17 protein-coding genes, 1 tRNA gene and 2 pseudogenes are annotated in these 20130 nt (G+C 31.2%); 10 read left to right on the top strand and 10 right to left on the bottom strand.

The window, feature by feature from the left end; all coding sequences use genetic code 11:
* Positions 1–63: 63 nt before the first annotated feature.
* Together FOF46_RS23855 and FOF46_RS23850 are read left to right on the top strand one after the other, a co-directional pair.
* Positions 64–738: a head GIN domain-containing protein gene (locus tag FOF46_RS23855; RefSeq protein ID WP_143918212.1), complete on the top strand. Its 675-nt coding sequence runs from the start codon at positions 64–66 to the stop codon at positions 736–738.
* 37 nt (positions 739–775) lie between these two features.
* Positions 776–1471, top strand: coding sequence for a LysE family translocator (locus FOF46_RS23850; protein WP_109436250.1), 696 nt, complete (start codon positions 776–778; stop codon positions 1469–1471).
* Positions 1472–1503: 32 nt separating this feature from the next.
* Here the strand turns inward: FOF46_RS23850 and FOF46_RS23845 are convergent.
* Together FOF46_RS23845 and folB are read right to left on the bottom strand one after the other, a co-directional pair.
* A tRNA-Cys gene (locus FOF46_RS23845) sits at positions 1504–1574 on the bottom strand.
* Between the two features lie 97 nt (positions 1575–1671).
* The gene (gene folB, locus FOF46_RS23840) at positions 1672–2028 is read right to left on the bottom strand and encodes a dihydroneopterin aldolase (RefSeq protein WP_109436455.1); all 357 of its coding nucleotides are present in this window, start codon (positions 2026–2028) and stop codon (positions 1672–1674) included.
* Between the two features lie 162 nt (positions 2029–2190).
* On the opposite strand from folB, the gene FOF46_RS23835 reads away from it, so the two are divergent.
* A complete protein-coding gene (locus FOF46_RS23835; RefSeq protein WP_143918211.1) occupies positions 2191–4239 on the top strand; it encodes a glutamine--tRNA ligase/YqeY domain fusion protein in 2049 nt (682 codons plus the stop codon).
* A gap of 68 nt (positions 4240–4307) precedes the next feature.
* Here the strand turns inward: FOF46_RS23835 and FOF46_RS23830 are convergent, their stop codons facing one another.
* The 7 genes and pseudogenes from FOF46_RS23830 to FOF46_RS23800 all read right to left on the bottom strand — a co-directional run bounded on the left by FOF46_RS23830 (position 4308) and on the right by FOF46_RS23800 (position 11046).
* On the bottom strand, positions 4308–4817 hold the full coding sequence (locus tag FOF46_RS23830; protein ID WP_109436248.1) for a hypothetical protein: 510 nt from the start codon (positions 4815–4817) through the stop codon (positions 4308–4310).
* 167 nt (positions 4818–4984) lie between these two features.
* Positions 4985–5209 (bottom strand): T9SS type A sorting domain-containing protein, encoded by a 225-nt coding sequence (locus FOF46_RS23825; protein WP_143918210.1) that lies wholly within the window; start codon positions 5207–5209, stop codon positions 4985–4987.
* A gap of 47 nt (positions 5210–5256) precedes the next feature.
* Positions 5257–6930: a carbohydrate binding domain-containing protein gene (locus FOF46_RS31760; protein ID WP_167571933.1), complete on the bottom strand. Its 1674-nt coding sequence runs from the start codon at positions 6928–6930 to the stop codon at positions 5257–5259.
* A gap of 454 nt (positions 6931–7384) precedes the next feature.
* Complete coding sequence (locus tag FOF46_RS23815; RefSeq protein ID WP_109436246.1) at positions 7385–8329, bottom strand: SPFH domain-containing protein; 945 nt, start codon at positions 8327–8329, stop codon at positions 7385–7387.
* Positions 8330–8397: 68 nt separating this feature from the next.
* Complete coding sequence (locus tag FOF46_RS23810; protein WP_109436245.1) at positions 8398–8565, bottom strand: DUF4177 domain-containing protein; 168 nt, start codon at positions 8563–8565, stop codon at positions 8398–8400.
* Between the two features lie 130 nt (positions 8566–8695).
* Positions 8696–10207 (bottom strand): glutamate--tRNA ligase, encoded by a 1512-nt coding sequence (gene gltX / locus FOF46_RS23805; protein WP_143918209.1) that lies wholly within the window; start codon positions 10205–10207, stop codon positions 8696–8698.
* An 86-nt stretch (positions 10208–10293) separates the two neighbouring features.
* Positions 10294–11046, bottom strand: a pseudogene (locus FOF46_RS23800) (alkane 1-monooxygenase).
* A 395-nt stretch (positions 11047–11441) separates the two neighbouring features.
* Between FOF46_RS23800 and FOF46_RS23795 the strand changes: the two are divergent.
* From FOF46_RS23795 to FOF46_RS23765, 7 genes are all read left to right on the top strand, one after another.
* A complete protein-coding gene (locus FOF46_RS23795) occupies positions 11442–14846 on the top strand; it encodes a DUF4175 family protein (protein ID WP_143918208.1) in 3405 nt (1134 codons plus the stop codon).
* Positions 14839–15258 (top strand): rRNA maturation RNase YbeY, encoded by a 420-nt coding sequence (gene ybeY, locus FOF46_RS23790; protein ID WP_109436241.1) that lies wholly within the window; start codon positions 14839–14841, stop codon positions 15256–15258. Before FOF46_RS23795 ends, ybeY begins: the two co-directional genes overlap by 8 nt.
* A 96-nt stretch (positions 15259–15354) precedes the next feature.
* Positions 15355–17226: a tRNA uridine-5-carboxymethylaminomethyl(34) synthesis enzyme MnmG gene (gene mnmG, locus FOF46_RS23785; protein ID WP_143918207.1), complete on the top strand. Its 1872-nt coding sequence runs from the start codon at positions 15355–15357 to the stop codon at positions 17224–17226.
* Positions 17226–17705: a hypothetical protein gene (locus FOF46_RS23780; RefSeq protein WP_143918206.1), complete on the top strand. Its 480-nt coding sequence runs from the start codon at positions 17226–17228 to the stop codon at positions 17703–17705. The genes mnmG and FOF46_RS23780 overlap by 1 nt, the downstream gene beginning before the upstream one ends.
* Positions 17706–17756: 51 nt before the next feature.
* A complete protein-coding gene (locus FOF46_RS23775; RefSeq protein WP_109436238.1) occupies positions 17757–18221 on the top strand; it encodes a hypothetical protein in 465 nt (154 codons plus the stop codon).
* 51 nt (positions 18222–18272) lie between these two features.
* Positions 18273–19124: a class I SAM-dependent methyltransferase gene (locus FOF46_RS23770; protein ID WP_143918205.1), complete on the top strand. Its 852-nt coding sequence runs from the start codon at positions 18273–18275 to the stop codon at positions 19122–19124.
* Positions 19125–19353: 229 nt separating this feature from the next.
* Entirely contained in the window at positions 19354–19926 is a 573-nt protein-coding gene (locus FOF46_RS23765; protein ID WP_143918204.1) for an OmpH/Skp family outer membrane protein, read from the top strand.
* Positions 19927–20014: 88 nt separating this feature from the next.
* On the opposite strand, the pseudogene FOF46_RS32695 reads toward FOF46_RS23765, so the two are convergent.
* A pseudogene (locus FOF46_RS32695) lies at positions 20015–20130 on the bottom strand (IS982 family transposase); the annotation flags it as partial.

The following is a 20130-nucleotide window of genomic DNA, read 5'->3' as shown; positions in this document are numbered from 1 at the left end:
TGGGAATAAGTGTCGTTTTTTATAGAAATAAAAAATATAATATAAATCTTAAAAAATAGGGCGATGAAAAAATTAGCATTTCTGTTAGTTATGTTGTTAGTGACGTTAGGACAGGCACAAGATATCATAACAAAAAATGTAGGAGACTTTAATGAATTAAAAGTTTTTGATAAGATACAACTCACTTTAATTGAGGGAAAAGAGAACAAAATTGAGATAACTGGTATTAAAAGAAGAGATGTAGATATTGTTCAAAATGGTAATCTTCTTAAAGTGAGAATGCAATTGGATAATTTGTGGGATAATAATAATACTAAAGTAACTGTATATTATAAACAAATTAATAAGATTGATGTTAATGAAGGATCGAGAGTAGAAGTCGATGGTTTAATTACTGCAGAAACTTTAGATCTTAGAGCGCAGGAAGGAGCTAGTATGATGGCAAAAATAGATGCTGGTTTCATATACGCCAAGGCAATTACAGGTGGTGAAATAGAACTTAGGGGTAATGCAAAAGAGCAAGAGGTAAGTATTACTTCAGGAGGGCAATACTATGGAAGAGATCTTAGAACAAATGATACTCAGGTAAAAATTAGTGCTGGAGGAATAGCAGAAGTAAATGCTAAAAATTATATAAAAGCCAATACTAATGCTGGTGGAAGGATAAGGATTTTTGGAAATCCAAAACAAATGGATACTCAAAAACTTTTAGTTGGAAAAATTGTTGAAGTTAACTAAGTAGTTTTTAACTTTGTAGTAAATACGCTTAGACCCTATGCTTCAAGATGCTCAAGCAGCAATACCATTAGGTTTTTTATTAGCCTTTTTAATAGGGCCTGTTTTTTTTGTACTACTAGAAACAGCAGCTATAAAGGGATTTAGAGCGGCATTGGCTGTAGACTTTGGTGTTATCTTTGCTGATATTGTATTTATTCTTATTGCATATTTTAGTACTAATCAAATTTTAGAAAAAATAAAAGATGATCCTGCCTTATTTATCTTTGGTGGAATGTTGTTATCAACTTATGGAGTAATTTCTTTTATTCAGGAACGAAAAAATTATAATAAAGTTAGAGATACATCTGTAGAAATTATCAATAAGCATAATTATATTATGCTGTTTATAAAAGGGTTTCTTCTTAACTTTATTAATATCGGAGTGTTAGGTTTTTGGTTAAGTGTTATCATTGTGATCGGACCACAATTGGATATGAATACTAATAGGATTTTATATTTCTTTGCAATGGTATTGGGAACTTATCTTTTTATTGATTTTTTTAAAATGTTGCTTGCTAAGAGATTAAAAAGAAAATTAACCCCAAAAAGAACATATACTATCAAGAGAATCATTAGTATAATCATGATCGTATTTGGTGTATTTCTTATTTTAAAAGGTGTCCTTCCTGATACAATGGAGAAACGAATACAGGATGAAATCGAAAAAATAACTCCAGAAAGTAGATTTAAATAAAAAAACCTATACAGCTGTATAGGTTTTTTTTGAGGTGTCGAGCGGATTCGAACCGCTGTAGATGGTGTTGCAGACCACTGCCTAGCCACTCGGCCACGACACCCAATTTTTGCTTGGAAGGCAAATGTAAAAAAATTTATGATTACTTCTTGAATGATTTTACATTAAAACGATATTCGTATAAATTTAACATATTAAAGTTAACGATTTTTACTTCTGGTAATGGTTACCATCTCTACATTACCGCCAATTGGTGGGTTAATTTTAGAAACATCAACAATTGCTTTGTCAACTAATGGTAATTCATCAAATATTCTAACCAAAATTCGTTCGGCTGCATGTTCTAGTAATTTAGAACGAATAGCCATTTCTTCCTTTACAATATGATTAAGATGAACATAATCTACAGTTTCTGATAAACGATCAGATAATGCAGATTTTGATAAATTAGCTTTAATTTTTAGATCTACTCTATAATCAGATCCTATTTTTTTTTCTTCCACAAGGCATCCATGATAAGCATATACCTTGATATTTTTTAGTTTTATTAATCCCACTGGGTTTTTATACAAAGGTAAAAAGAATCTTCATTAATAGAAGGGTAGAATACCCCCTTTTCAAATCAATTATGATATAAACAGAATAATTGTATTAAAGATTTTCATAGAATAGCTGAAGAACATTAGAATTTGTAGTTTTGTGTTTTATTAGAATTACAAATGTCAGAAGAGAAAAAACCGCTTAATTTTATTGAGCATATTATAGAGGAAGATCTTACTACAGGAATGAGTAAAGAAAATTTACGTTTTCGTTTTCCTCCAGAACCTAATGGGTATTTACACATTGGTCATACTAAAGCAATAGGTATAAGTTTTGGACTTGGACTTAAATATAATGCCCCTGTAAACTTACGTTTTGATGATACTAATCCAGCCAAAGAAGAGCAGGAATATGTAGATGCTATCAAAGAGGATATTAGTTGGTTAGGATATCAATGGGATAAAGAATGTTACTCATCTGATTATTTTCAACAATTATATGATTGGACAATTTTATTGATAAAAGAAGGAAAAGCCTATGTAGATTCTCAATCTGCAGAAACTATTGCTTCTCAAAAAGGAACCACAACAGAAGCTGGTACCAATAGTCCATATAGAGATCGTTCTGTTGAGGAAAACTTAGACCTTTTTCAAAAGATGAAAGAAGGTAAATTTGATGAAGGTGAGCATGTGGTAAGGGCCAAAATCGATATGGCTGATCCCAATATGTTGATGAGAGATCCTTTAATGTATAGAATTCTTAAAAAATCTCATCATAGAACAGGTGACGATTGGTGTATTTATCCTATGTATGATTGGACACATGGTGAAAGTGATTATATAGAAAATATTTCGCATTCATTATGCTCTCTTGAATTTAAACCGCATAGAAAGCTATATGATTGGTTTTTGGATCAGGTATATGATGAGAATATAAGACCAAAACAGAGAGAATTTGCAAGACTTAATTTGAGCTATACTATTATGAGTAAACGTAAGCTGCTTAGATTGGTTGAGGAAAGAGTTGTATCTGGATGGGATGATCCTAGAATGCCAACAATTTCGGCATTACGAAGGCGTGGATATACTCCAGCATCAATCCGAAAGTTTGTGGAAACTGTAGGGGTAGCAAAGCGAGAAAATGTAATAGATGTATCCTTATTAGAGTTTTGTGTAAGAGAAGATCTCAACAAAACAGCAAAACGTGTAATGGCTGTTTTAGATCCAGTAAAATTGGTGATTACAAATTATCCGAAAGGAGAAGAAGAATGGTTAGATGCAGAGAACAATCCTGAAGATGAGGCTGCAGGTTCTAGAAAAGTACCTTTTTCTAGAGAATTATTTATCGAAAGAGAGGATTTTAAAGAAGAAGCAGGACGAAAATTCTTTAGACTAACGTTAGGAAAAGAAGTACGACTTAAGAATGCATACATTATAAAAGGAGAAGGTGTAATTAAGGATGATGAAGGAAATATTACAGAAATTCATTGTACATATGATCCAAAAAGTAAGTCGGGTAGTGGTACCGAGGAGTCTAAGCGTAATGTAAAAGGCACATTACATTGGGTTTCTATACAACACGCTATTCCTGCAGAAATTAGAATTTATGATCGATTATTTAATGATGAAGCACCTGATGGACATAAGGATAAAGACTTTATGGAATTTTTAAATCCAGATTCTCTAAAAGTAATCACAGGACATTTAGAACCAAGTCTTGCAGAAGCAAATCACTTAGACCAGTTCCAATTTCAGAGATTAGGATATTTTAATGTTGATAATGATAGTAAATCAAATACTTTAGTTTTTAATAAAACTGTTGGCTTACGAGATACCTGGGCGAAGACTAAACCTGCATCTACACAACAGAACACGCAGAATAATTCTCAAAATAAGCAAAGAGAGGTACCTGCAATTGAAGAAATAAAAAGAGCGGGTAAGAAGTATACCAATCTACCAGAAGATAAAAGAGCGGCTCTTAAAAAGAGAATTGAAGAAGCTGCAAAATCGGTAACACTAGAGGAACTAGTCCCGCTTTATGAAACTGCTGTGAAAAAGGCTGGGACTCGTATAGCAGTTATGATTGCGTTACATATAGTTTTAGAAAATAATGAACTTGAGCCTGATCAATTGGCTAAAGATTTTATTATTAAAGCTATAGATGATAAAAATGAACTTTTGCAAATAGAAAGTCAACAATTAGCTACCAAATATAAAATACAGCCCTAATAAAATACCCCTTATTAAATAATCTATTTAATAAGGGGTATTTTATGAATTAAGAAGTAATCGCTGGATTAATTATCTGCGATATGTTCATCTAATGGAATTTCAATATCGGTTTTAAATCTCGGGAACAATTTTTTGGTTTCAGGATCATCCAGAAGCTTGTTAGATTCTACAAAATACCATTGTGATTTCTTTTTATCATAAAACCCAAATAATGAACTTTTTAAGGTTACAAACCTTCCATTAAAATCCATTTTAATAGTATTTTTTACCAAACATCTATATTCGTTATTTTCTTTTTTGATATCAGTTATTTCATCTGCTTCAGAACTAACTATTTTTATTTTTTGAGCATCCATGGTTTTAAAAATTTCATCCATAGTTTCCATAAGATTTTCCTGGCCATACGTTTTTAGAATCTTTGGATGAGTATGTTTTAGGATGTTACTTAAATTGCGATCAAGTGAAGCCTGGGAGGTAGCTTTTGCATCTCTTAAAGCAAATTCCTTTAAGGTATCTATGTTTTGAGAAAAAACACTTCCTGTAACAAAAAGGAAAATAATAATATAATGTTTCATCTGTTCTTTTTTATAGTTATACTTCAAAATTAATAATATACTTATTTTACTTATTATAAGGTGTTTATATAAATATATTAGATATATTTTGTTAACAAAGGTACTATTCTTTTAAGTATTAAAAACTTAAGGTACACTAATTTTAGAACGAATGGACTTATAAATTGTTATTTTATAGTTAGTTTTTTTGAATTTTTATAGGTACCATTTTGGAAGACAACAAGATATATTCTGCTTGATAGAATACTACCTGTATTCAGGGTCATTTCTTGATTTTGAATCTGGTCTGTATATTGAAGTTTACCCTGAATATCATAAATATTTATATAGGTAGGGTCATCCAATCCTTTGGTTATAAAACTTGCTTCTAATCCAGCTGGATTTGGATACATTTTTACATCAATAATATCCTCTACTATTTGGATATCTGTGGGAGTTTCTAGAGCAATATTACAGTATTTGTTTGTGTAATAATTTGATCATTGTATCCCCCAATAGGTCGAATATCAGCAACAACTTGATATGATCCTTTTGGTAATTGATTATTTAAAGATATAGTGACTTGATTTTGACCATACCCTTCTAGAAGGACTAGATCTGTAACAAAAACTTCTGTTGCTGTATCATTTAAGATCCGAAATTTGAATTCTCTGTTTTGATTAGCTTTATAAAGATATGAAATGGTAATTTCTTTTTTTTGATTATCTAATACGGGATCTTTAAGAAATTGTAAGCTTTCTTCAAATACTTCTACGATTTCTGTTGTATTTACTGTGTTTTCAATTAGTTTAAAGTTGTCTGCAAAAGCTTCGTCAACGTCTGACGGAGCATAGAAAAAAAATTTTAAGTTAGTTTTGTTTCCTGTATTAAATTCTAATGAGCTTTTGGTATATTCTGTATTAGTTAGATTTTTACTAGCAATGGCTACATTACTAGCCGCATTTTCTTTAATTCCAAAGTTTATAGATCCGCTAATTACTTTAGCTTGAGCCGTAAGGGTATAATTGGTATTTGGTTTTAGAGAAACTACACGTTCATAAGCGCCAGTACCTTTGATATGCGCAGCGTATTTTCCTTCAAATGTATTTGTGCTAACAACTTCTCTAATTGCTTCACTCCAACCACTCCATTCAATTAAATTACCTTTTTCAAAACCCCCGTTATTTTCTATGATATTATTTGAAGGCAAGGGTTCTGCTTGATCTATAGGAAATAATCGATATGAACGTATCCAATCATAATATGAAGTATTGATAGAATTATCTGCTAGTTGTGCATCAGAAGGATATGGTTGAGCAAAAGTATAGGTTTCAGTAACCATATTAATGCCCATTGGCTCAGAAAATGGTGTGTCTACCACGTCTGTTCTTGCAATGACAGTCCCGGCGTATGCACTATCTACATAGAAGTCAAATGTTTTAGCATCTTTCCAATAACAGCCATAAGTATGAAAATCTTCCCATGATTCTCCACCTACGAGATTTGCATTAGCTTGCATACCATTTCCTTCTATGGCATTGTTTCCTGCAGAGTAAAATACTTCTGGAGCTCCATTACAGTCTACATAACGATAGTGTGTATTAAAATTCATTTTGGTTCTAAATCCAGAAGCCCAGGGTTGATTGAAATCACCTCCAACGCTTTCGATAATATCTAATTCCTGGCTCCATTTATCCTTTTCGCAATCTGGAGTAAGTTTGGTAGATTCTAGAATATTTTTTTTGTCATTAGACATCCAAAAAGTGGTAGACATAGGAATTTTTGAAGCTTTAAATTTACATTCATAATAACCGAAATGTGCAGTTTGTTGCAGAGATTGAACAGCACCTCCTGCGATAGTATATTGTCCATCTGGTACTGTTAGTTTTTTGTTTCTGATTTGCATATTCCCATCTTGTAGTGAAATTGTTGAAGGATCAAATTTTGCTGGAACTCGTCCTTGCCACCCCTCGAATGAATCCCTCCATTTATACATATTTAGGGTGTTACCATTAAATTCGTCAGAATATTGATCAAACAATACCCATCGATAACCACTAGGTGGGATAGGAGGTTGAGCAAATGACAAGAAATGTATAAATAGAAGTGTTATTACTAAAGTAATTTTTTTCAAAACGGGATGTTATAAATTAAAATTACTGATAATATGATATTTGTTCTATTTCTGATGTTTTGTAATGTAGAATGAATTATCTATTATGTATAACAAATGTGTAATTTATAATATTGATGATATTTATCTATTCTATAAGAAATGATGATAAAGGATAAACGTGTTAAATAATTTTTCATTTATTGATATAGAATTGTGTTAATTTTTATATATAAGAAATTATTATAAATATTGTATTTTTAATAAATGATAACTATTAAAAATGAGTTTATATAAAAGGATATAAAAGCAAATAAAACAATAGTAATATAAGATTACTGTTTTGTTGTAGAAACATTCTTAGAACGCTTTATTTTGAGTTTTTTATAGAATACACTAAAATTTTAAGTTTCTAGATAAAAAATAACCCAATCAAAAAATATGATCGGGTTATAAGATTCAATTTGTATTTCAATTATTCGTTATCAGGTTTTTTCCTAATACCTTTTTTTGCATTTTGTTTTTTCATCTCTTCACCAATTTGATTTGATGCTGTGAATGATGCAATCATATTATTTAACATATCACTACCTGCCTGTGGAGAATTTGGAAGAAGAATTAAATTACTATTTGTTTCTTCACCTATTGATTGTAATGTATCATAATGTTGTGTTACTACAATTAAAGCAGATGCTTCTTGGGAATTGATACCCACATTATTTAAAACATCAACACTTTCTTCTAAACCACGAGCTATTTCTCTTCTTTGGTCTGCAATACCTTGACCTTGTAATCTTTTACTTTCTGCTTCTGCTCGTGCCTTGGCAACAATTTTGATTCTTTCTGCTTCTGCTTCATATTCTGCGGCTACTTTCTCTCTTTCGGCAGCGTTAATTCTGTTCATAGCTTCTTTTACCTGTAGATCAGGGTCTATATCGGTTACTAGAGTTTTTATGATGTCATAACCATAATTAACCATAGCTTCATTTAGTTCTTGTTTTACTGCAATTGCAATATCATCTTTGCGTTCAAAAACATCATCAAGTTTCATTTTAGGTACTTCTGCACGTACGACATCAAATACGTAGGAAGTAATTTGATCATGTGGGTTTTCTAATTTATAAAATGCATCGTAAACCTTTTCTTTGATTACCTGAAATTGTACAGAAATTTTAAGACGAACAAATACATCATCTTTGGTTTTGGTTTCTACTAATACATCTAGTTGTTGAATTTTAAGATTAATACGCCCCGCAATACGATCAAAGACTGGGATTTTAAAATGTAATCCTGAGTTTCTAAAACTCAAGAATTTACCAAATCTCTCTACAACTGCTGAAGTTTGCTGTTTCACGGTAAAAATACCGGATATCAGAATGATAAATCCGAAAATCACCAATGGAATTAAATATAGACTCATTATTTTATGTTTAAGTGTTAAAAGTTAATTGCTAATCAAGTTACTAATAAATAATAGATGAATGTTTTTTATTTTGATATAGTTATCATGGCTGTATATAAATTAGCGACATATGTTATATCAATGATTTCCCAACCTTCTTTAGAAGATTTATTTAAAGCATCTTCGACTTTTTTTCTTAATTTCTCTATTGACCAGGTTTCAGATACCTTAATTACTTTAAATTGTTTCCCCATAGTTTATAAATTAAAATAGTGCTTATTAATGTGTAGCTTTTTTTATGAATATGTTACACCCTGTATAACGAAAAACACCATTATTACAGTTAGTAATAATGGTGTTTTCTTAAATTTTTTATATAGATTTTTAATTTATTTCTATAGCATTTTCTATACGTTTGATAGTTTCTGTTTTACCAATAAGTGCAGCGATCTGAAATAAGTCTGGCCCTTGTAGTGAACCGACTAGTGCAATTCGTAAAGGCATCATAATCTTTCCAAAACCTATTTCTTTGCCTGTAATCCATCCTTTTACAATAGAAGAAATATTATTTTCAGAAAAATCTGTAATATCATTAAGGATTCTTGTTAGCTCGTGCATAAGGATAGGAGTGTCTTCTTTCCAAGCTTTTTTAACGGCTTTTTCATCATATTCACTTGGAGACAAAAAGTAAAATTGAGTCAAACTCCATAAATCATTGATAAATGTAGCACGTTCTTTTACAGTGGTAATGATAGTATTTAAATCTAATGCTGTGGTTATATTTTTATCAGAGAGCAGAGTTTCAAATTGTTTGGATAGTATGGTGTTATCCATTTTTTGTAAATGTTGTTGTTGGAACCATTTTGTTTTTTCTGGATCAAATTTGGCTCCTGCTTTATTAACACGTTTTAAATCAAACTTTTCAATTAGTTCTTCTAAAGAAAATAGTTCTTGCTCTGTTCCTGGATTCCAACCTAAAAAGGCTAACATGTTTACTACAGCTTCCGGTAAATATCCATCTTCTTTGTATCCTGAAGAAATGTCTTGTGTTTTTGGATCTTCCCATTGCAATGGAAATACTGGGAAACCTAATTTGTCTCCATCTCGTTTACTCAGCTTTCCTTTACCTATGGGTTTTAGTATTAAAGGTAGATGAGCAAATTTTGGAGCATTCCACCCAAGAGCTCTATATAATAATACATGCAATGCCATAGAGGGTAGCCATTCTTCACCACGTATAACATGACTGATTTTCATTAAATGATCATCAACGATATTAGCAAGGTGATAGGTGGGCATGCCGTCACTTTTAAAAAGTATTTTATCGTCAAGGATATTTGTGTCAATTTTTATGTCGCCACGGATCTCATCGGTAAGATGAAGTGTCTCATCTTGTGGTGATTTAAATCTTATAACAAAAGGATTACCAGAACTTAGTTTCGAATTAACTTCATCTGGTGTAAGAGACAATGAATTGTTTAGTTTTTCTCGATTATGCCAGTTATAGATAAATGTTTTTCCTTTGGCTTCATGATCTTTTCTATGAGCGTCTAAAGTTTCGGTAGTGTCAAAAGCATAATATGCAGATCCATTTTTTATTAATTCATCTGCGTATTGTCTATATAAATCTTTGCGCTCACTTTGTTTATAAGGCCCAAACCCTCCGTCTTTTCCTGGTCCTTCATCAAATGGAATATTACACCAATCAAGTGCATTTTTAATATATTCTTCTGCACCAGGAACATATCGGTTTTGATCTGTATCTTCAATTCTAAGTATAAATGTTCCTTTATTTTGTTTTGCAAAAAGGTAGTTAAACAGTGCGGTTCTTACACCTCCTATATGTAAGGGTCCGGTTGGACTTGGTGCAAAACGTACCCTAATATCTTGTGTCATGATGATGTGTTTTAAAACTACAAAGATACGATCTTAAATAGGCTATTAAAATGAATTTTGTGATAAGTAGATATTTGTTTTATTACTTACTTTCTAATAGTTTTCATTTCACGTGGAACACGTTTATTCATAATCAAAAACCATATAGGAGGGAGTAGTGACAAAACCATAGATGTGGGATATCCAAAAGGTAATTGTGGACTTTGATTATGATGATCTAGGGTTTGATATTTTTTGGATGCTCTGTGATGGTGATCACTATGACGTGTAAGTTCATATAACATAATTCTACCTAAAGTATGATTAGAGTTCCATGAGTGAATTTCTCTAACTCTCTCATAACGACCAGAAGATGTTTTAATCCGTTTTAAACCATAGTGTTCTATATAGTTGATAGTTTCTAAAAGCAGAAACCCAACAATCCCACTTAGTATTGCAATTTGTAAACCAAAGCTTTTGAAAAAATAAAATATAAGTGCAAGATAGATAGAAGTTATAATTAGATACCAAAACATATCATTTTTGGTAGAAAAGAAAGATCGTTTATTTTTTTTCAATTGATCTAATTATATCTTCCAGGCTCCAATATATTGACCAATTGCAGATGTTATCCAAAATAGATAAACAGGGTGATTATATTTTGCGGTGGCAGGATCATCTATTGTTGCCACTTTTTGATGATGACCAAAATTATGTTCTATATAAAAATGCATATATAGAGAAGGTAATAAAAGGGCTTTACCGAGAAAACGTTCCTTGGTAAATCGATGTCCTAATTCATGTCCTACATTTATACCATTTGTACCAAAAACTATACCGGTAGAAATAATTATTCCCATGATTTCATAAGTTTCAAATGACGTTTTTGATGTTACATATAACGTGATTCCTAAAATAGAATAAACGATGGGAAGATTAAGATAAAGCATCCAATCAAAAATCTTTTTTTTGAGAGTGGATGTTTTAGTTTTTTGATCTAAGTTTTTAGTGGATGAATGCGTAAATAATTCTAGTAAGGGGATAAATCCAAAGGCATAGATAGGAGTTAAATAAGTATAAATACCTTGTAGCCAAAGACCAAGTATTGCCATAAGTGGTATGGTATAGGCACACATGTATTTAAGATCCTTCATAACAACTTATATTCTAGGAGGTTGAATTATCATAAATATAACAATTCTATTGAAAATAAAATTGTAGATTTAGAGGTTAATGCATAATGAAGGCTTAAAATATGGAGAATTTTCAATTCATAAGAGAAAAATTAGAAAGGTTTATAAAGAAATATTATGTTAATGAACTGATACGAGGTATTATCCTTTTTTTCTCAATAGGTGTTCTTTATTTTTTAATGACTCTATTGATAGAGAACTTTTTATGGTTAAGCAGTTTGGGCAGGACCATATTATTTTGGCTATTTGTAGGGGTAGAGCTTAGCTTATTTGTTAGGTTTATACTTGTACCATTGGCTAGATTATTTAGATTGACTAAAGGGATAGATTATGAAAAAGCATCGGGAATAATAGGTGATCATTTTCCAGAGGTTAGTGATAGACTTCTTAATCTTCTTCAGCTTAGTGAGAATGAATCTTCATCGTCGTTACTGTTGGCGAGTATTGAACAAAAATCTAGTGAATTAAGACCAATTCCATTTAAATTGGCTATTAATTTTAAGAAAAACATCAAATACTTGAGATATGCTGCCATACCGGTAGTGATTTTTTTAATATTGTTTGCTTTTAATAAAACTAGCTGGATTTCAGATAGTTACGATAGAGTGGTAAATTATCAAGTTGCGTATGAGCCGCCAGCTCCTTTTAGATTTTTTATTGTAAATAATGACTTAAATGCTTTCGAAAACAAGGATTTTGTTGTTAGAGTAAGAACAACAGGAGATGTTATTCCTGATAATGCTACAATCACATATAATGATGAAGTATATTTTCTTAAAAATACTGGCGTAGGTGAATTTGAATATACTTTCATTCAGCCTAAGCAATCTTTAGAATTTGTGATAAGTGCTAATGATGTAAATTCGATTCCATATAATCTTTCTGTTGTTCCTATTCCTGCGTTATTGAATTTTGAAATGAAATTAGATTATCCTGGATATACAAGAAAAAAAGATGAAATTCTAAAAAGCTCTGGTAATGCAACTATACCAGAAGGAACCAAAGTGGATTGGATTGTACATACTAGAAACACCAACAGGGTAGAGTTAAAAACTAAAGATTCTATAGTTTCTCTTTTGAAGGAAGGGACTAGTTTTTCTTATCAAAAAAGAATATATGCTAACTTGGATTATGAGATCACTACCTCAAATCAAAACGTGGAACATTATGATAATTTGGCTTTCAATCTTAATGTGGTAAAAGATCAATATCCTGAGTTGAATTTAAAATCGGAAAAAGATACTGTAGATAATCAAACGATCTATTTTTTTGGTAGAATAAGTGATGATTACGGTTTAAGTAAACTGAGAATGGTATACTATGATGCAGAAAATGCTACTGATAAAAAAATTAAAAATTTAGATATTAACCAATCGGTTTTTGATGAATTTATATACGCTTTTCCAGCTGAGATTGATTTGAAAGAAGGAGTCAATTATGAGTTTTATTTTGAAGTTTTTGATAATGATGCTATACATAATTATAAAAGCACAAAAAGCCAGGTATTTAATTTTAGACAACTCACAAAAGATGAAAAGGAAAACTCACTTTTACAAAAACAAAATGAAGCGATTTCTGGATTAAATAAATCTCTCGACAAGTTTAAAGAACAAGAAAAGGTGTTAAAAAGTCTTAGTAAAACTCAGAAAGAAAAGAAAAGATTAGATTTTAATGATAAGAAAAAACTTGAGGATTTTCTAAAAAGACAAAAACAACAGGAGAAGATGATGCAGGATTTTTCTAAGAAACTCAAAGATAACCTTGAACAGTTTGAGAAAAAAGAAGAGGAAGAACCTTTCAAGGATGCGCTTAAGGAAAGACTAGAACGTAATGAAGAAAAGCTTAAAAAGAATGAAAAACTTCTGGAAGAAATAGAGAGGTTAGCAGATAAAATTCAGAAAGAGGAATTGACAAAAAAATTAGAGGAACTTGGAAAGGAGAATAAAAATCTAAAGAAAAATTTGGAGCAGCTTTTAGAGTTAACAAAGCGATATTACGTAATAGAAAAGCATGAAAAATTGACTAATGAATTGAACGAGTTGTCTAAAAAGCAGGAAGAATTATCAGAAAAAAAGGATGAAGAAAATACAAAGGAAAAACAAGAAGAAATAAATAAAGAGTTTGAGGAATTCCAAAAACAGATGGATGAACTAAGAAAGGAAAATGAAGGATTAAAGAAACCAATGAATCTAGATCAGAAGAAAGAGGATGAAAATGATATAAAAGAAGAACAACAAAAAGCGAGCGATAATCTAGAGAAACAAAATAAACCTGAAGCTAAGAATAATCAGAAAAGTGCTGCTCAGAAAATGAAGCAAATGAGTAATGGGATGAAAATGCAGATGAATATGGCGGGAGGAGAGCAACAACAGGAAGATATGGAAATGCTTAGACAAATCTTAGATAATCTTGTTGATTTCTCTATTGCACAGGAAGGGTTGATGAAGGAATTTAAAGGGATAAATATGGATAACCCTAGTTATTCTACAAAGCTAAGAAGACAAAGTGTTTTGAGAGAAAACTTTATTCATGTTGATGATAGTCTTTATGCCTTGGCTTTACGTACACCACAGATCACAGAAAGCGTAACCCAAAAGCTTACAGACATAGAATTTAATATAGATAAATCGTTGGAGCGTTTAGCAGAAAATCAAGTTGTACAAGGTTCCGCTAATCAGCAGTACACGGTAACAGGGTCTAATGATTTAGCTTATTTATTAAGTAGAACTTTGGACCAGATGCAGAACAGTATGTCTGCCTCAGGAAGTAAAGGTAAAAGTGGTAAGAACGAATTTCAGTTACCAGATATTATAAAAAAGCAACAAGAGCTTAATGAGAAAATGGGTGAAGGAACTGAGAAAGGTAAGAAGGAAGGTGAAAAGAAGGGTGAGGAAAAAGGTGAAGGAAAAAAGGGTGAAGGAAAAGAAGGAAAGGGAGAAAATGGAGAACAAAACAAGGGAGAAGGAAACGGTAATAAACAAGGAGAAAACGGAAAAAAGAAGAATGGTAATGGTGAGAATGGAGAGGGAGAATCTGAACAATTAAGAGAGGATTTGAATGGAGAATTATATGAGATTTATAAACAACAACAAGAATTAAGAAATGCTTTGCAGGATAAAATTAAGGAGGAAGGAATAGGAGATAAGAAAGGAAGTGCCTTACTTAAGAAAATGGAGCAAGTCGAACAGGAGTTATTAGAGAGAGGTTTTAATGAAAAAACCCTTGGAAAAATGTTGGATCTTAAACATGAATTATTAAAGTTAGAAGATGCTACATTAGAACAGGGAGAAGAAGAAAAGAGAGAAAGTAAAACGAATCAGGTTCAGTTTGGTAACCAAGAAGCTAGTCAATTAGAGAAGGCTAAACAATATTTTAATACTACTGAAATATTAAATAGACAAGTATTACCTTTGCGGCAAAATTATAAACAGAAGGTACAAGAGTATTTTAATAAAGACAATGATTAATTTCTTTTACGAAACAGACTTTAAACTTAATTACCAAGAAACTCTTTCCTTATGGATTGGTCAGGTGATTTCATCCGAAAATAAATCAGAAGGTGAGATTAATTTTATCTTATGTGATGATGAATATCTACTAAAAATTAATCAGGATTTTTTAAACCATGACACCTATACTGATATTATTAGTTTTGATAATAGAATGGGTAATCAGTTGAACGGAGATATTTTTGTTTCTGTAGAAAGGGTAAAGGAGAATGCTGTTGATTTTGGTGTTTCTTTTGATGAAGAAATGAGACGTGTATTAATTCATGGGGTTTTACATTTTTGCGGATATAAGGATAAAACAGAGGAAGAGAAAGCTGTTATGAGACAAAAAGAAAATGAAAAACTATTAATGTTCCACGTGGAACATTAATAGTTTTTGAATAATATTTTAAGAAATGTTCCACGTGGAACATGTGATTTAAATGAGTAAAAATTGTGTTCCACGTGGAACAAATGAATAGAAATTATGTTTGATAAGGAGTATGATGTTATAGTAGTTGGAGCGGGTCATGCAGGAAGTGAAGCTGCGGCGTCAGCCGCAAATTTAGGTTGTAGTACATTGTTAATTACAATGAATTTACAGAATATTGCGCAGATGAGTTGTAACCCTGCTATGGGAGGAATTGCAAAAGGACAAATTGTAAGAGAGATTGATGCGCTTGGTGGATATAGTGGAATCATAAGTGATCGTACGGCAATCCAGTTTAAGATGTTGAACAAATCAAAAGGACCTGCAATGTGGAGTCCAAGGGTACAAAGTGATAGAATACGCTTTGCTGAAGATTGGAGATTGATGTTAGAGCAGACGCCTAATTTAGATTTTTATCAGGAAATGGTTAGCGGTCTTTTGGTAGAAAATGGTGAGATAAAAGGAGTGAGAACTTCTCTCGGAATTGAAGTAAAAGCAAAGACTGTTGTCCTTACTAATGGAACCTTTTTGAATGGATTAATTCATATTGGTGAAAAACAATTTGGAGGAGGTAGAGCAGGTGAAAGAGCAGCGACTGGAATAACAGAACAATTGATTGATTTAGGTTTTGATTCTGGAAGAATGAAAACAGGTACACCTCCAAGGGTCGATGGAAGATCTTTGGATTATTCCAAAATGATAGAACAGCCTGGAGATGATAATCCAGAAAAATTTAGTTATACAGATTTAACTAAGCCATTAACAGAGCAGAGATCATGTCATATGACATATACTTCTTTAGAAGTTCATGATTTGCTTAGAGAAGGTTTTGACCGATCTCCAATGTTTAATGGGAGAATAAAAAGTATAGGCCCGAGATATTGCCCCTCTATAGAGGATAAAATTAATCGTTTTGCGGATAAAGATAGACATCAATTATTTGTAGAACCAGAAGGTTGGAATACAGTTGAAGTATATGTAAATGGATTTTCAACTTCTTTACCAGAGGATGTTCAGTTCAAAGCTTTAAAATCTGTAGTTGGTTTTGAAAATGTAAAGTTTTTTAGACCAGGTTATGCTATAGAGTATGATTATTTTCCACCAACACAGTTAACGCATACGTTGGAGACAAAATTAGTTTCAGGGTTATTTTTTGCCGGACAAATAAATGGAACTACAGGATATGAAGAGGCGGCTTCTCAAGGATTAATGGCAGGGATAAACGCAGCACTAAAAGTTAAAGAGGAGGAATCTTTTATTTTAAAAAGAAGTGAAGCTTATATTGGTGTTTTAATAGATGATTTAATTACTAAAGGAACAGAAGAACCATATCGAATGTTTACTTCTCGTGCAGAATATAGAACTCTTCTGAGACAAGATAATGCTGATTTTAGACTAACACCAAAATCTCATCAAATAGGTTTGGCTTCGGATTCAAGAATGAGGAGAATGGAGGAAAAGGAGAAAAAAGCAAATGATTTTGTTCAGTTTTTTAAAGATACTAGTGTTTCTCCAGAAGTAGCAAATCCGGTTTTAGAAGAAAAGAAATCCTCTCCGATACACCAGAGTGGAAAATTGTTTAAGTTGTTTTCTAGACCACAAATTACTTTAGAAGATATAAAACATTTTGATACGATAACAAAGTATATTAAAGAGAATGATTTGGATAAAGAGATTCTGGAACAAACAGAAATTCAGGTTAAGTATTCTGGGTATATCGAGAAGGAAAAAAATAATGCAGATAAACTTAACCGTTTAGAAGATTTAAAAATCCCAAAGGACTTTGATTATTCTAAATTAAAATCTTTGTCTTTTGAAGCAAAAGAAAAAATGTCAAGGATAAAACCTGCAACGGTTTCTCAAGCATCTCGAATAAGTGGAGTTTCTCCGAGTGATATTTCTGTGCTTTTGGTTTATATGGGTAGATAATGAAGAGTGTATTTTGTAAACAAGAAAAACCTATAAAAGGAAGAATTCTTTCTGTCTTAGTTTTGCTGGTTTCTATTGTATTTCTTTTCTATACAGAAGAATCAATTTTATCTAGATTAGTCTTTTTCTTTTTTTCATTAATTGTGTTTGGATATTCTGTTTCTTATAAAATTAATAAGGATTTTAATAATCAAAAACTTTTCTCAGTTTTTGGTTTTCCTGTTTTAAAAACAAAACTCAATTTGGATTTTCCAGATTATATTTCTGTTTTCTCTGCCTCTTTTAGTTTGGATAATGAATGGGGTGCGGTTAGTGCAATTGGAACGAAAGAAAGGCATAGTAAAATTGTAGTTCGTTTTTTCACCAAAAACAAAAATTTTACTCTTTATAAAACAGAAAGATATGAGAAGGCTTTAAAGGTGGCTCATGAGTTAAGTGAACTTTTGGAAGTAGAAATATATGATACGATTAAAAAATAGTTCCACGTGGAACATTTTTATGACAACGTATACAACAAAGAAAAATAGATAATGAATAGTATAATTTGCAAAGAGCCCAAAACAATACCTAATAAATTGTTTTCGATCTTTATAATGATTTTTGCTATTCTTTCTTTTTGGTTTGAAAAATCTTCTTTACTTACAACTGTTTTATTTTTCTGTATGGGGTTGATTTGGTTGGGATATACAAAAGCATTTAAGATTACTAAAGATTTCATGAATGAAGAGTTATATCTGTTTTTTGGATTGATTATTTGGAAATCTAAACTAGAGTTAAAATTTCCAGATTACATTTCTGTTTTTAATGCCTCATTTGTTCATCGTGAAGAAATAGATGGAGATGAAACTAGATTTAAAAAATGGGTTGTCAGATTTTTTAAAGACAATACTCACTTTACAGTTTTGAAATTAGATGACTATAACAAAGCTTTAAAAATCGCTAATGATTTAGGAGGGCTTTTACAAGTTGAAGTTTATGATACGTCAAAAGAGTAAATTTTAAACAAAACTAGAATTGATTTTAAATTTTCATTATTATTATTATAAATGAATAAACAAAAAGTGTTAGATTTTTTTATTGAGTGTAAGGATCACACAGTTTCTGGAGAAAAATTCCAATTACTTTATGATCGAGAATATGATATGTTGATTACATCTCCAAAACCAAATGAAAATAATTTACATAAATATTATGAAAGTGAAGATTACATTTCTCATACAGATGCTAAACGATCTCTCTTTGAGAGATTATATCATATTGTTAAAACCTATTCTCTAAACAAAAAAGTAAACCTTATTAATAAGCTAAGTAAAGAATCTGGAATGCTTTTGGATATTGGAGCAGGAACAGGAGATTTTTTAAATACAGCTAAAAAAAAGAACTGGAAGGTTGAGGGAGTAGAACCAAATGATCAAGCAAAGAAGTTAGCAAGAAAAAAGGGAATTGAATTAAGATCAAATACTACAAACTTAGAACCACAGAGTTTTGATGTAATTACTATGTGGCATGTTCTTGAACACATACCTGATCTAAAAGCTCAAATTATAGAATTAAAGCGTCTTCTAAAACCTAATGGTGTTATTCTAATTGCTGTCCCTAATTTCAAATCGTACGATGCAACCTATTATAAATCCTTTTGGGCTGCCTATGATGTGCCAAGACATCTTTGGCATTTTTCTAAAACAGCAATACAGAAACTTTTTGAAGAGAAGGATTTAATGCTTGAAAAAACGCTGCCGATGAAATTTGACTCTTTTTATGTTGCGTTGCTATCAGAAAAATATAAAAATGGTAAAATGAATTTTTTCAAAGCCTTTTGGTTGGGATTACGTTCAAACGGTAAAGGAAATCGATCAGGCGAATATTCTTCTCATATTTATGTGCTAAAAAATATGTAATTTCTATTTTAAGTGTTTTTTCTGCTTTTTTGAGACAAACAACATGTATTTGTATTCTTTTTTTTCAAAAACGCTTTAAAACGTCTTATTTTTGATGATTTTTAATAGATTTTCTGGATTGAAACCACACGCACTATTGTTTTTTCTTATATAGTATTTTTTTGAGGAGATATAATGAATAACATCACTCGAACTTTGATATTTTTGCTCAGAACTAAATTTTTGAAAAATGAAAAAATTTTTATGGATTGCGGGGGCGGTATTAATTTTTGCTTCTTGTAATCAACAAATAGAGAAAACAGGTTTTGTTAATAACACTAAAGTTGTTTCTGATTTTAAAGAAATGAAAGTAGCTCAGGAAAAATGGACAAAACGTAATAATGAAGTTCGAGCAGAACTTGAGGAAAAAGCTAAACAGTTTCAGATTGAAGTACAAGGATACCAGATGATCCAGAAATCTATGACCAAGGCTAATAGAGAGAAAAAAGAGCAAGAACTAATGGCTAAACAACAAGGTCTGCAACAAGAACAACAAGCCAAAATGCAGCAGATTCAACAAGGTAGTCAGGTTGAAATAGATTCTATCATTAATAAAGTGATGAATTATGTAGAAGAGTATGGTAAGAAAAATGGATATACCTATATTTATGGAAATACAGATGCTAGCAAGGTTATTCTTTATGGCAAAGAAGAATTAGATCTTACAGATAAGATTCTTGAGGAATTAAATGGTGGAGAAAGTGTAGAAGAGAAAGAGAAAGATAGTACTGCTGTAGAAACAAAGACTGAGGCTAAAGAGTAGTTTCAATAGAATATTATAATGTAACCCTCACTGAAATCTCAGTGAGGGTTTTTTGTTTCTTATTATATATAATTCACCCGTTGTGCATTTAGTTAATATTAATTTTTAGGTTGTTTATATTTCTGTTGAATTCAAACCTATTGATATATTGAATAATGGTCATTGCTGTGATCTTTGATAAGATTCTATTTTTAAATCCCTCAA

This window comes from Aquimarina algiphila, assembly GCF_007489275.1.
GTDB classification, from domain to species: Bacteria; Bacteroidota; Bacteroidia; order Flavobacteriales; family Flavobacteriaceae; genus Aquimarina; species Aquimarina algiphila.
Note: the sequence above shows the minus strand (reverse complement) of the source record. Positions and strands in the feature narration are given on the sequence as shown.